This window comes from Arcicella rigui, from assembly GCF_034929435.1.
Lineage (GTDB): Bacteria > Bacteroidota > Bacteroidia > Cytophagales > Spirosomataceae > Arcicella > Arcicella rigui.
This window is the reverse complement of record NZ_JAYFUM010000019.1, coordinates 13,486-26,303: the sequence shown is the minus strand read 5'-3', so window position 1 is coordinate 26,303 and position 12,818 is coordinate 13,486. Positions and strand designations below refer to the sequence as shown.

Below are 12,818 nucleotides of genomic sequence, written 5' to 3'. Positions count from 1 at the left end.
TTAAAACAGTATAATTTAATCAACGTATTTTAATCATAAAAACATCAATCACTACTTATTTGGCTCGTTCTATCGTAAACTGAACAAGTCCAGAAAGAGAAGTACGGAAAATTGATTCAGGGAAAAACTCTAAAATCGCTTGTGCTTCGGCAACAATATTTTGCATTACTTGTGTAGCGTACTGAATACCTCCTGATTTTTTTACAAAATCAATTACCTCGGCTACTTTCTTCGGATTTTCAGAATCATTTTTTATCAAATTAATGATATGACGTTTGGTACTCCAATTACTTTGGTTCAAAGCATAAATCAAAGGCAAAGTCATTTTCTTTTCTTTAATGTCAATGCCCAAAGGTTTACCAATTTCTGCATCGCCATAATCAAATAAATCATCTTTAATTTGAAAAGCAATCCCTACTTTTTCACCAAAAAGACGTGCTTTTTCAATGGTTTCTGGGTCTGCTCCTACCGAACTTGCTCCTGTTGCACAACAAGCGGCAATCAAAGTAGCGGTTTTCTGACGAATAATTTCAAAATAAATATCTTCGGTAATGTCTAATCTACGAGCTTTTTCGATTTGTAAAAGTTCTCCTTCTGAAATCTCACGAACAGCCGTTGAGCCAATTTTTAATAGTTCAAAATCGTCATGGTCGATTGATAATAAAAGTGCTTTGGCAAACATATAATCGCCTACTAAAACCGCAATTTTATTTTTCCAAAGTGCATTGACTGAGAAAAAACCTCGGCGATAATTAGAATCATCCACTACATCATCATGCACTAAAGAAGCCGTATGAAGTAACTCCATCAGTGCCGCACCACGATAAGTACGCTCATTGATTTCACCGCATACCCCTGCCGCCAAAAACACGAACATCGGACGTATTTGCTTGCCTTTTCGTTGGACGATATAGTTCATAATGGTGTCCAACAACATTACTTTAGTTTTCATAAACTGGCGAAACTTGCCTTCGAAGGCTTCCATTTCAGCCGCAATTGGAGCTTGTATTTCTTTGATTGATAGGCTCATAATGTTTGTCAAATGTCATGCAAATTACGCTTTTCTCTAAAAAAATGTACCTTGCCTTAATGAATAACCTGAAATTATTTTTTTTGTTCAATATCATTTTATTTGTTAATATAGCTAAATTGTTAGTTTTCAAAGACTTTCATTTTAATTGACAACCTAAAAACAATCTTTATTTAAGTATGAGTAAAATCTTAGTTTTGGCTGGTGGCTCGGTAAAAGGGGCATATCAAACGGGTGTAATAAAGGCAATTTTTGAAAAAGGTTTTGCTCCTGATGCCATCTATGGTATCTCCGCAGGCAGTATGAATGCCTCTTATTTAGTCAATCATTTTGGAAGGCAATTGTTAGATGCCAATGGCTTTATTGACTACAATCAAGCAACAAAAGATTTATGTGACTTTTGGATTAATAATATTTACGCTCCTGACTGTTTGGCACTCCGACGTGGTACTTATGAACTGGGTTTAAGTGCCATTCGCCGAAACTTTGAAGGACTATTAGATACTACGCCACTCAGAGAAATATTAAATAACAATATTTCGATGCGTTACCTCAATGCAAGCCCTGTGCAACTAAAAGTTGGAGCGGTAGATATTATCAACGGAAATATTGTGTATGCTAACCCAACTTACGACCATTTCTTGGATTATATCATGGCTTCCTCGGCTATACCGATTTTGATGCCCGTTGTAAATATCGGCGGACAAGCCAACATGGCTTTCTTGGACGGCGGAATGCGAGACGTTGCACCCGTAAAAAAAGCGATACAAGACGGTGCTACCGAAATTATTTGCGTGGCTTGTCATACTCGGAATATCGACGGCGGAAATTTCCCTTATGGCAACCTTTTGGCTTTGGTAGATAGAGTAATGGACATTGCGGTAAACGAATGTTTGAATGCAGATTTAGATTGGGCAGAGTTTAGAAATGAATGTTTACCAGCCGATGGCTCGCCTATTGAAACAGGCATTTTAAAAGGAGAATCAAGAATAAAACTAAAAATCATTCGCCCACAAGAACATCTTAATATAGACATTCAAGATTTTAACCGAGACGATATTAAACGTATGATATTACTCGGATACGAACAAGGCATGGAGGAAATGAGAAAGTATTGACAGAGTGAGGAGTTTTGAAGAGTGGGGAGTTTTGAGTGCGGAGTGAGGAGTAAATGATTGGCATAACGCTAAAGATAAATGACAATTATCAAGATTGACATGGCTTATCACTAAATGCAAGCGTCTATTATAAAGATTAATGTGCCTTGTCACTAAATGCAAGTGGTCATTATAAAGATTCTAAAGGCTTGTTACTAAAAGTAAGTGTCAATTATAAAGATTAATGTGCCTTATCACTAAAAGTAAGTGCCAATTATCAAGATTGAAATGGCTTAACGCTAAATGTAAGTGACATAACGCCAAAGTGAATAAGGATAACGCCAAATGTAAGTGGCATATATCAAGATTAAATAGGCTTAACTCTAAAGGTAAATGACATAACGCTAAAGTGAATAAGGATAACGCCAGATGTAAATGGCATATATCAAGATTAAATAGGCATAACGCTAAAGGTAAGTGCCTTAACGCTAAAATGGATTAGCATAACGCCAAATACAAATACTATATATCAATAGTAATTATCATATTGCATAAGTAAATACAGCCATAATTTGTATTATATCAAGAAAACTTACCGTATAATAAGTTTTTTGTAATTAGTGCATTTAGTTATTTTGATTGTATTTGGGAATGGGTAGATTCGTATATAAAATCGCTAACAATACAAAAAATACTACAAAACTTTCGCATATTAGCGAGTTGGTGGCAAGTGTAAAAGACGACAAAGTATCAAATATCATACAGAAAAATAAATGGCAATAACAGGAAGTGACTTTGAGAAATTAGTTAAACCATTCTTTAGGAAAATTTTTCAAGAAATGGAGTTTCTAGTTATTCAAGTAAGAAAACAAGACTCAGGAGACCAGAATGGTTTCGACATAAGTGTTTTGTTCTTAGATGATGATGAGCAAGAAAGGGAGATTTTCATTGAGTGTAAATACTACACAACAGCTAAACTAGAATGGGCGGACATCTTTAATAAACAACTCCAACTTGAAGCCTCTAGTCATACACCAACAGCCTTTATAGCACTTTCACCTCTAAGGGATTTAAGCAATATTGACCATAACATTCAATCTAAAGTTTTAAAGCACTTCAAATATCCTGTTGAGTTTTGGACACCTGACAAAGAAATTGAAAAACTATTTGCCCTTGACACAGAAGTTTATAAAAAGATTTTTAACAAAATCAGTTGCGATATTTTAATTGACAGAGCAACTGAGCTTCAAAGGATTAAGGCGATAATAAATAATTTAATACAGAAAAAAGAAGCATTAAGATTTGCTGATGTAATTTTAATTAAGGAAACCGACAAAGACCCAGATGAAGATGCTATTTTGAAAACAACTTTAGATGAAAAGCTAAACTCCGTTCTATCGGAAGATGATGAACATAGAGTCTTTTATCATCGAGTTAGAGCAAATTATAAAGTTTATCTTGATAGTTTAATTGACTTAAATCCTGAACTCAGAACAAATATTAAAAACTGGCAAGACAACATGAGAATTAAGGCTCATCGACTTACTCATAAATTTAACATTAATTCCAGTTATACTCCTCAGGAATTTTTTCATGATTTTTTTGAAGAAGCCGAAAAGGAGATTCTCACTTTTTATAGTGACTTCAAATTAAAAAATGACCAACAAAAATTACTACATGGCGTTGTATTTGAGTTAGCAGCAGAATGCCCATTAGATTGGAGAAAAAATGGAACAGTTTAATCATTTAATACAGTCAATAACCGATAAAGGTCTTAAACCAAATATTAATTTGGATAGACCAACCTATATACAACCTGAAGACAGAATTCAATTTAGGTCAACAAGAATCCTCATAATTCTTGGTATGCTTAATAATAAATATGGCTTGAGCAAAAATGTGATTGCTTGTATTGACTTTTTACTACGCAACGAAGCATTTCAAGCTAAATTTATTGTTGAATACTTTAATGGACAAAAGAATGTGCTCAAAAAACTAAGTCAGTTCAAATCCAAATCACAGGTTGAAACTGATTTCAATATAGTTCAATATAAAAGCGTTCCTTGGGACATAAGATTTAATGATATGTTTTTATATCTCTACGTTAGAGACTTAATTACATATAAAGCAGATGAAAACGAAAAAAATGCTAGAATTCAAATTACAGAAACAGGTAAAACATTTTACGAAAAAATAAAGGATGTATTTCCCAGTGAAATTAATTTTTTGGAACTATTTGGAAGCCGTCTTGTAGAAGATAGAACCATAAACATAATTACAGAAGTCATCCCAAATTCATATTGGAAGCAAAATGTCGAAACTGATAATAAATAAACTAAAATATACTGTCATCACTCAAGATGATGGAAAGTATGGGGCGACCATTCCTTTTAAAAATGGACTGAATATCATCTATGGCCCGAATTCTGTCGGAAAGACAAGTATTATTACAGGGATTATATATGGTTTAGGAGCAGAAAAAGGGCTAGGCATTTTTAAGACAATTCAAAACCCTTTCAAACCTGAATTCTACAACTTTATCGATGGAAAAACTATCAAGAGTTCATATTTACTTCTTGAAATTTCAAACGGAGTAGAGACAGTTACAATATTTAGATACATTAAAGGTGGTGAAGTTCACCTTGCTGCTGTAAAAAAATGTTCCGCTGATGAGTTTTTTAAAACAGAAGAAGTCACAAAGCTAATTGTATCAGGTGAAGGTGTTTTTTCTGAAAATGGATTCCAAAATTTCCTTTTCAATTTTATTGGTATAAACCAAGTTGAATTACCGACATATGACAACAAGCTATCTAAGCTATATTTTGAGAATATTTTACCTCTATTCTTTGTTGAACAGCGTGCAGGTTGGTCTCAAATTCAAGCTAGACAAGTTACTAGATACAATATTAAAGACGTCAAAAAAGTTGCCTTTGAATATATTTTCGGTTTAGACAGATTTAACTTACATCTAACAGAAATTAAGGTGAAGGAACTTGAAGCAAGACTTAAAAAATTCAAAGAGGAATTGTATCAGAAAGAAGAAAATCTATTAATAATCGCAAATGCCGAGAAATCAGAAGAAATTCTAATTGTAAATACAAATTCTATAGGAAAGACAAGTATTTACGATTACATAAGGTATTTACAAGAAAAATATAAAGCTGAATCCGAATTTATCAATCAGCTTTCTAGTCAAAACAAAGAGTATGAAGAAAGTAATGAAAAACTAAGAGACAGCTTAAAAACATTGGACTATCAATTTAGAAAAGCTTCTGAAAAGGTTGATAAAATATCAATTGAAATTGCAGGGTATGAAAGTTATATAGAAAGAATTAATGCTAACAAATACAAGAACAAACAGCTTAAGAAAATTAAGGAACTTTCTACCGATTTTAATATTAAAACCTGCCCAGTCTGTGAAGCTAAACTACAAGCCCAACAAGACGATGAATGTGTTTTATGTCATTCTGAATTATCGAAAAAAATTTCTACTCCTGAACAAAATTTAGCATTCTTAGAAGATGAAGAAAACACCTTCAAAAAAGTTATAAAACAGAGAATTTTAGATAAACTAAAAATTCTTGAACAGAGAAATGTGATTAGAGACAAGATTAAAGAGTATGAAAGTCAACTTGAACATCAAACTAAAACTTTTGCAGGTAAGGAATTCGCAGATTTAAGAAAAAGAATTTTAGATGCGGACTATACCCATAAGGAAATGGAGAAATATTCGAGAATTGCACAAAGGTGGGAAGACTTAAAGCCACTTAGAAGAGATATTACAATAACAGACTTAGAACTCAAAAAACTAAACGAAGAAGTGTCCAAGTATAAACAAACAGTGAATGACCTAAACATCATCAATTCCATAACAAGTTATGTTAAATCTAATGTAACAAGTCTAGGATTATTCAAAGGTAATAAGGCTTTAATTGAAAGTATTAAAGTAGATAGTAACGACAATTACACGCCATATCTAGACAACTATGACATTTACAATATTTCAAGTTCAAGCGATAATATCCGAATTATTTTAAGTTATTATTTATCGCTTCTTCAAACTTCAATAAAGTTCAAAAACGTGGACTCAATTAACTTTCCAAATGTTTTGTTACTTGATGAACCGAAGCAGCAAAATTTAGACAATGATTCGTTAATTGACTGTGTAAGTTTAATAGAAAACATATTATCAGATGACGCACAGGTCATACTGACAACTTACAGTGAACTACCAAGCGACAGACAAAAATTTGAAAAACATATAATTTATGAAATGAAAAGTAAGACTGACTACCTCCTAAAACGGCTGACAGAATGAGTACACCAGTAACCAACATAGATTCTGCGTCAGGGCGGGGGTGGCGTGCAAGCTTGGAGTTTTGTGCTTCTAATAAATTTTTGTAATAAATTGGGCATTTGTGCTCAAACTATTCGTAGGTTAAGCGTAGCGTTCCTACGACCCCAAACATAAAAGAGCGTCACGCTTGCAGTTTAGTTTAGAAATATTTCAATTGTTGTGGCGTTTTCTCGGGGTTGCTAAGACTTACAACGCCTGTCTAAGCTACGTTTCAATTATCCAAACTATCTCACTTAAAATGAGCTTTTTTGATTAAGTTGTAGTAAAAAATCAGAATTTTAGACATGACCAACAAAGCTCAAACAAATATCAACGAATCTGATTATACCGAGATTTTACATCAGGCAATCAGTCAAATCAAGACTGCCCGAACCCTGATTGCAAAACAGGTAAACAGTAGCACCAATGCTGTGTATTGGAATTTGGGCAAACTCCTTTTTGAAAAACATTTAGAAGAAGGTTATGGCAGTGGTGTAGTGAAACAACTCTCTGTAGATTTAAAATCCGAATTTCCAGACATGGGGCTTTCGCCTCGTAATTTATGGAATATGAAACTGTTTTATGAGCGTTACTATCAGGCAGACCAAAAACTGCTACAAGCCGTAGCAGTTTTGCCTTGGGGACATAATTTGCTCTTAATCAACAAAATTCAGTCGCTTGAAGCTGTTGAATATTACGCCAATGAAGCCGTAAGCAAAGGTTGGAGCAGGGATATATTGCTCAATGCCATAAAAATGGACAGTTACGCCTACGCCCAAAAGCAAATCAAATCGCATAATTTTAATGAAACACTTCCTGCCATTGATGCCGATTATGCTAACGAAGTATTTAAAGATACTTATAATCTTGGTTTCTTAGGAATTACCGAAAACATAAAAGAATTAGGTTTAGAAAAACGATTGGTAGAAAAAATCAAATCCTTTGTATTGGAATTGGGCAAAGGATTTTCGTTTATAGGCAACCAGTACCGCTTGGAATACAACCACAAAGAGTACTTTGTAGATATGCTTTTCTTTCACAGAGGTTTGCGGTCTTTGGTTGCGATTGAACTTAAAATTGGAAGTTTTAAAGCCGAGTATGTGGGAAAAATGAACCTCTATCTTTCCCTTTTAGACAAATTAGAAAAAGGCGAAAATGAAAATTCATCTATCGGTATTATTCTTTGTGCTGACAAAGACCATTTGGATGTAGAAATAGCCCTACAAGATATAAATAAACCCATTGGAGTAGCTGAGTATCAACTTTTGTTGCCCAAAGAGGCACTACAAACCTTAGTGCTTAACGAATTAAACGCCACTGAAAGAGATAATTGAGAATGGAGAATAATTATGAAAGAAACCTAACTGATTCAAGTAAAAGCGTCAATTGGACTTTTAAATCATTTCAGTTTGAAAAGGAATGGTTTAAAAGTCTAAGTCACAGGCTTGAACCAGTAAGTGAAAATGTGTAAATTTATAACTGAATTTCAAACCCGATAGATATGTTTAATACAATAGAAATAGACAGAATCAACCTGACCATTATGGGGGTGAAATTTTCAGACTTGCGAACATTAGATAGCACTGCCAACGCCATAGGAAGTAATATGTTTGAAGGCTTTCAACCAACACCAAAAGGAATTGAAATTATACGTGACTAAGTGACAGGGAAAATTTCATTAAGTGAAGTAGTGGCATTTGCTAAACAAAGAGCGTATGTCTAACTCTCTATAACAAGAATGAGATAATTGGTTTCGTCAATTTGTTACTCGTACCATTATTCACACGAAGATACCCTTGAAAAAAAGACCAATAACACTATCGACGTTTTGTAAATTACCCTAAACATACAACAATGGCAAGGTACATCAATCCATATACTGATTTCGGTTTTAAAAAACTCTTTGGTGAGGAAGGTAATAAAGACTTGCTCATTGATTTCTTGAACCAGCTTCTCCCCCCACATCATCAAATTGCAGACCTAAATTTTCGTAATCCCGAAAATTTAGCAGACTTTTCAACAGAAAGAAAAGCCATTTTTGATATTCATTGTAAAGCTCTTTCGGGCGAAAAATTTATCGTTGAAATGCAAAAGGCTAAGGTAAAATACTTCAAAGATAGAAGTTTGTTTTACATAACCTTTCCTATTCGAGAACAAGCACAACAAGGGGACTGGAATTTCAGATTAGAACCTATTTATTTCGTGGCTATTTTGGATTTTGAGTATGATGAGGCAGAGGAAATACGTAAGTTTAGGCGTGATGTGTCTTTGAAAGACCAAGACGGAGATATATTTTTTGATAAATTGCATTTTAAGTTTTTGCAAATGCCTTTGTTCAACAAAAAAGAAAATGAGTTAGCAACTAAATTTGACAAATGGTGCTACTTTCTGAAAAACTTAGAAAGTTTTGACCAAATTCCGAACATCCTCAACGAGCCAATTTTTCAAAAAGCCTTTGGAACAGCGGAATTAGCTAATTTAAGTATCGAACAAAGAGCTATTTACGAAGAAAATCTTATTCAATATTGGGGTATGAAAAGTGCTTTGGAAACAGCGGTTGAGGAAAGAGAAATTGAGATTGCGAAAAACTTAATTCTATTAGGTTCTGAAAACGAATTTATTGCAAAAGCAACGAATTTAAGTATTGAACAAATAAAGCAATTGCGTAATGAAATCAAGAAAAACTGATGACAACAATTATCAAAACTAACAAAAAAAGAGTTTTGAATACCGAATGAAACTCCTCATTCAGCATTCAAAACTCTTCACTAAAAGACTCTTCACTTATTTTATACCGACATGATGTCTTTTTCTTTATCTGCAAAAGCTGCATCTACTTTTGAGATATAAGCGTCTGTCATTTTCTGAACACGTTCTTCGCCTGCTTTTACTGCATCTTCTGAAACGCCTTCATTTTTCAATTTTTTAATTGAGCTATTCGCATCTTGACGAACGTTTCTCACATTAATTTTTGCTGTTTCGATTTCTGCTTTTACTCGTTTTACTAATTCACGACGACGCTCTTCGGTAAGCGGTGGTAAATTCAAACGAATAATTTCGCCATCATTCATCGGTGCAAGACCAATATTTGAATTACGAATAGCTTTTTCGCATTCAGCAATCATTTTTTTCTCGAAAGGCTTCACGATGATTGTACGGGCATCTGGCGTATTGATAGATGCTGCACCCGAAAGTGGCGTCATCATTCCGTAATAATCAACTTGAATACCATCCAACATTGAAGGCGTTGCTTTTCCAGCACGAATTTTTGAAAGTTCGATAGCTAAGTGTTTCAAAGCACCATCCATCGTTTCTTTAGCCGCATCAATGTAAAATTCTATCTCTTCCATTGGTAAAAAATTGGGGATTTCAGATTTTATGAAAGAACAATCTTTAACTAAGTAATGAATACAATTTAGATTTTGTTTTTGATTCATGTAAATGGCTGACGATTAAAAAACTAATCACCAATCAATTTTCCTAATCATTACTTAACTAATTAATGTTCCGACTGCTTCTCCTTTTGCTAAAGCAAATAAATTATCAGGTTTGTTCATATCGAATACAATGATAGGAACTTTATTTTCTTGGCATAAAGTAAATGCCGTAGTATCCATAATTTTTAAACCTTTACTGATGGCTTCAGCAAAAGAAAGATTTTCATAGCGAGTAGCAGTTGGGTCTTTTTCTGGGTCAGCGGTGTAAACACCATCTACACGAGTACCTTTTAATACTACATCTGCTTCGATTTCAGTAGCACGTAAAGCCGCAGTTGAATCAGTTGTAAAATAGGGGTTTCCTGTTCCTGCACCAAAAATAACTACTCTACCTTTTTCTAAATGACGGATAGCTCTACGACGAATGAAAGGCTCGCATACTGCATCCATTTTAATAGCCGTTTGTAAACGAGTCAACATTCCATTTTTCTCAAGAGAACCCTGAATAGCCATAGCGTTGATTACCGTGGCAAGCATTCCCATATAATCGCCTTGAACACGGTCAATACCTGCTTTTGCTGCTGCCGCTCCACGGAAAATATTACCACCGCCAATTACAATGGCTACCTCTACACCCAATTCTTTTACTTTTTTAATTTCAAGGGCATATTGCTGTAAAATGGTTGGGTCGATTACTTCATTGTCTGAACTAAGAGCCTCGCCTGATAGTTTTAGGAGAATTCGTTTGTACTTCGGTTTGTCCATGATTTAAGGTTTTTTTTTCGGGGACAAAGATATACTTTTTTTTCATTCCATCCCTAAATTCTTCTTTCAAACCCGCATTATTCAAACTCTATCAATACTTGGTTTTTCTCTACGTTTTGGCGAGGATTCACTTTAATATTTTTGATTTTGCCTTCACCTGTTGCTTTCAGAACGTTTTCCATTTTCATGGCTTCCAAAATCAAAAGTGAGTCTCCTTTTTTGATGCTATCCCCTACTTGTACTTGGATAGAAACAATCAAACCGGGCATTGGAGCTTTCAAATCATTCACTTTTGCCGAACCAGCATTTGCCATACCAAGCTGTTCTAAAAGTATATCAAAACGGTCTTTTACATTCACCAAGTACTGATTTCTATTGATTTTCAATAAAAATGACTTTGTTTGATAGTCTGCTTCAAGTACTTCAGCGTTGTAAGAACGATTCTGAAAAAGAATATGGAAGATATTATTTCGGACTTCTAAAATGTCCCATTCGAGTGGCGTACCGTTGATACTTGTTCCTGATTTATCCGAAATAATATCGAACGTTTGCTGGTTGACTAAGGCTTTAAGCATAATCTTTAAGGTTGGTTTTTTAGTGAAATTTGTTTCCTTAGAAAAAACGTACAAAAAATTCTATGATTTGTTCACCAAATATACACCAATTAGAATTACGCTCATGCCTAAATAATGCTGAAATAGTATAGCTTCGCCGTCCAATACACCCCAAAGGATAGCAACGATTGGAATCAGATAAGTTACCGAACTGGCAAGTACAGCACTGGTCATTTGAATCAGTCGATTGAAAAGCACCATAGCGATTGCAGAACCCAAAACACCCAACAACATGGCAAATACCATTGCTTGAATCGCTCCTTCTTGCTGTAATTTCGGAATAAAATCACCAGAAAAAAGTACTGTTCCTGCAATTGGGCCAATGGTCATAAAAATACAAGTAGTAATCAAGAAAGAATCTATGCCTAAACCTGTGAGGAATTTCTTGGTAAGATTCAAATTAATGCCATACAAAAGCGTAGCCATAATCACAAAAAAAGCATAAGCATTCACATGAAAGCCACTCGCTCCTGCCAAAATCAATAATAAAGCACCCACAAAACCCAACACGATACCTATACTTTGGCGTTGCGTAATTTTGTTTCTAAAGAAAATTGCCCCGACAATCAATGTAAACAAAGGAGTTGTAGAGTTTAATGCCCCCGAAACGCCACTGTCTAATTTTGAGCCTGCCCAAGAAAATAGGTAGGCTGGCAAAAGATTTCCTAAAAGTCCTGCTAACAAAAAGTATTGAAACTTGTTGAAAGGGATTTTTTTGAGCTTGACCAGAAAAAAAGGAAGGAAAAAACAAAAAGCAGCGAAAATACGAATTGACCCAACTTCGGCTGGAGCAAAAACCGCTAAACTTTTTTTAACTAAAATGAATGAACTTCCCCAAATAAGGGCGAGAAGTGCTAATAATCCCCAAACTAACAAGGGGTGTTGTGTTTTTGAAGCAGTGGTAAGGTTTGTTTTCATAAAAAGATAACCAGCCACAAAAATATAAAGTTTCTGAAACAATTAGAATTTAGGGCATTTTGAATAATACTTCTTGGGTTTCTTTTTATCTGATTTCAAAAAACAAGTAGTAATACCCACTTGGGTAGTCAGGCTATTATTGAAACCCGACGAAACCGAAGCGATTTCGGCATGAACTCCCAACGTAGTCGTTAGCATCAATCGCAAGCCACCGAAAATACCCAAAGCAGGTTTCATGGTACTTTGCCAAAAATCTAAACCTACCATTACACCAATGTAAGGGTCGATATTACCAGCATGAGCATTTCGTACATCACCAAAATGTTGATAACCCCGAAAAGAAAGATGATTATAGTTTTCGTACTCAGTATTGAAGTGTTGGGCGTAGAGACCAATACCATAAAGCTCGCTTTTAGGTAAGCGTTTTTCAAGAGCAACGCTGATAAAACTGGGCTTAGTAGCCAGAATTCTATCCGCCTTTTCGGTATTATTGTCATTACCAGTAGCTACACTCAAGTACTTTGGCGACTTATCTTCTTGCTGTGCCAATAGCGTTTTACTGCTGAATAAAGTAAGGATTAGTAAAAAAGTAAGAAATTTCAATGGGATAACATTTTAGAT

The 12,818-nt window shown here is 34.6% G+C and carries 14 protein-coding genes; 8 read left to right on the top strand and 6 right to left on the bottom strand.

From position 1 onward, the window contains the following. Window positions 1-55 precede the first annotated feature (55 nt). Entirely contained in the window at window positions 56-1,030 is a 975-nt protein-coding gene (locus VB248_RS15660) for a polyprenyl synthetase family protein (protein ID WP_323297742.1), read from the bottom strand. A 179-nt stretch (window positions 1,031-1,209) separates the two neighbouring features. Here VB248_RS15660 and VB248_RS15655 point away from each other — a divergent pair, with 179 nt between their 5' ends. The 8 genes from VB248_RS15655 to VB248_RS15620 all read left to right on the top strand — a co-directional run bounded on the left by VB248_RS15655 (window position 1,210) and on the right by VB248_RS15620 (window position 9,151). After that, window positions 1,210-2,148, top strand: a complete 939-nt coding sequence (locus VB248_RS15655; protein ID WP_323297741.1) for a patatin-like phospholipase family protein — start codon at window positions 1,210-1,212, stop codon at window positions 2,146-2,148. A 630-nt stretch (window positions 2,149-2,778) separates the two neighbouring features. Then, window positions 2,779-2,910, top strand: a complete 132-nt coding sequence (locus VB248_RS15650; RefSeq protein ID WP_323297740.1) for a hypothetical protein — start codon at window positions 2,779-2,781, stop codon at window positions 2,908-2,910. Continuing rightward, window positions 2,901-3,869, top strand: a complete 969-nt coding sequence (locus tag VB248_RS15645) for a hypothetical protein (protein WP_323297739.1) — start codon at window positions 2,901-2,903, stop codon at window positions 3,867-3,869. Before VB248_RS15650 ends, VB248_RS15645 begins: the two co-directional genes overlap by 10 nt. Continuing rightward, window positions 3,856-4,461, top strand: a complete 606-nt coding sequence (locus tag VB248_RS15640) for a hypothetical protein (protein WP_323297738.1) — start codon at window positions 3,856-3,858, stop codon at window positions 4,459-4,461. The genes VB248_RS15645 and VB248_RS15640 overlap by 14 nt, the downstream gene beginning before the upstream one ends. Beyond that, a complete protein-coding gene (locus VB248_RS15635) occupies window positions 4,439-6,445 on the top strand; it encodes an AAA family ATPase (RefSeq protein ID WP_323297737.1) in 2,007 nt (668 codons plus the stop codon). The genes VB248_RS15640 and VB248_RS15635 overlap by 23 nt, the downstream gene beginning before the upstream one ends. Before the next feature lie 323 nt (window positions 6,446-6,768). Next, the gene (locus tag VB248_RS15630; protein ID WP_323297736.1) at window positions 6,769-7,797 is read left to right on the top strand and encodes a PDDEXK nuclease domain-containing protein; all 1,029 of its coding nucleotides are present in this window, start codon (window positions 6,769-6,771) and stop codon (window positions 7,795-7,797) included. A 167-nt stretch (window positions 7,798-7,964) separates the two neighbouring features. Further along, window positions 7,965-8,123 (top strand): antitoxin VbhA family protein, encoded by a 159-nt coding sequence (locus VB248_RS15625; protein WP_323297735.1) that lies wholly within the window; start codon window positions 7,965-7,967, stop codon window positions 8,121-8,123. Window positions 8,124-8,317: 194 nt separating this feature from the next. Continuing rightward, complete coding sequence (locus VB248_RS15620) at window positions 8,318-9,151, top strand: Rpn family recombination-promoting nuclease/putative transposase (RefSeq protein WP_323297734.1); 834 nt, start codon at window positions 8,318-8,320, stop codon at window positions 9,149-9,151. 101 nt (window positions 9,152-9,252) lie between these two features. On the opposite strand, the gene frr is transcribed toward VB248_RS15620, so the two are convergent. The 5 genes from frr to VB248_RS15595 form a co-directional block, all read right to left on the bottom strand. Continuing rightward, a complete protein-coding gene (gene frr, locus VB248_RS15615; protein WP_323297733.1) occupies window positions 9,253-9,813 on the bottom strand; it encodes a ribosome recycling factor in 561 nt (186 codons plus the stop codon). Between the two features lie 141 nt (window positions 9,814-9,954). Then, entirely contained in the window at window positions 9,955-10,665 is a 711-nt protein-coding gene (gene pyrH / locus VB248_RS15610) for a UMP kinase (RefSeq protein WP_323297732.1), read from the bottom strand. A gap of 77 nt (window positions 10,666-10,742) precedes the next feature. Then, entirely contained in the window at window positions 10,743-11,240 is a 498-nt protein-coding gene (locus tag VB248_RS15605; protein ID WP_323297731.1) for an acetyl-CoA carboxylase biotin carboxyl carrier protein subunit, read from the bottom strand. A 60-nt stretch (window positions 11,241-11,300) separates the two neighbouring features. After that, on the bottom strand, window positions 11,301-12,239 hold the full coding sequence (locus tag VB248_RS15600; protein WP_323297730.1) for a DMT family transporter: 939 nt from the start codon (window positions 12,237-12,239) through the stop codon (window positions 11,301-11,303). Continuing rightward, a complete protein-coding gene (locus VB248_RS15595; protein ID WP_323297729.1) occupies window positions 12,240-12,800 on the bottom strand; it encodes a hypothetical protein in 561 nt (186 codons plus the stop codon). Window positions 12,801-12,818 lie beyond the last annotated feature (18 nt).

What these genes read in the sequence shown, in the direction of transcription:
- VB248_RS15640 (WP_323297738.1), top strand. Translation starts at nt 3,856, where the DNA reads ATGGAACAGTTTAATCATTTAATACAGTCAATAACCGATAAAGGTCTT.
- VB248_RS15630 (WP_323297736.1), top strand. Translation starts at nt 6,769, where the DNA reads ATGACCAACAAAGCTCAAACAAATATCAACGAATCTGATTATACCGAG.
- pyrH (WP_323297732.1), bottom strand. Translation starts at nt 10,665, where the DNA reads ATGGACAAACCGAAGTACAAACGAATTCTCCTAAAACTATCAGGCGAG.
- VB248_RS15660 (WP_323297742.1), bottom strand. Translation starts at nt 1,030, where the DNA reads ATGAGCCTATCAATCAAAGAAATACAAGCTCCAATTGCGGCTGAAATG.
- VB248_RS15625 (WP_323297735.1), top strand. Translation starts at nt 7,965, where the DNA reads ATGTTTAATACAATAGAAATAGACAGAATCAACCTGACCATTATGGGG.
- frr (WP_323297733.1), bottom strand. Translation starts at nt 9,813, where the DNA reads ATGGAAGAGATAGAATTTTACATTGATGCGGCTAAAGAAACGATGGAT.
- VB248_RS15650 (WP_323297740.1), top strand. Translation starts at nt 2,779, where the DNA reads ATGGGTAGATTCGTATATAAAATCGCTAACAATACAAAAAATACTACA.
- VB248_RS15635 (WP_323297737.1), top strand. Translation starts at nt 4,439, where the DNA reads ATGTCGAAACTGATAATAAATAAACTAAAATATACTGTCATCACTCAA.
- VB248_RS15655 (WP_323297741.1), top strand. Translation starts at nt 1,210, where the DNA reads ATGAGTAAAATCTTAGTTTTGGCTGGTGGCTCGGTAAAAGGGGCATAT.
- VB248_RS15620 (WP_323297734.1), top strand. Translation starts at nt 8,318, where the DNA reads ATGGCAAGGTACATCAATCCATATACTGATTTCGGTTTTAAAAAACTC.
- VB248_RS15645 (WP_323297739.1), top strand. Translation starts at nt 2,901, where the DNA reads ATGGCAATAACAGGAAGTGACTTTGAGAAATTAGTTAAACCATTCTTT.
- VB248_RS15605 (WP_323297731.1), bottom strand. Translation starts at nt 11,240, where the DNA reads ATGCTTAAAGCCTTAGTCAACCAGCAAACGTTCGATATTATTTCGGAT.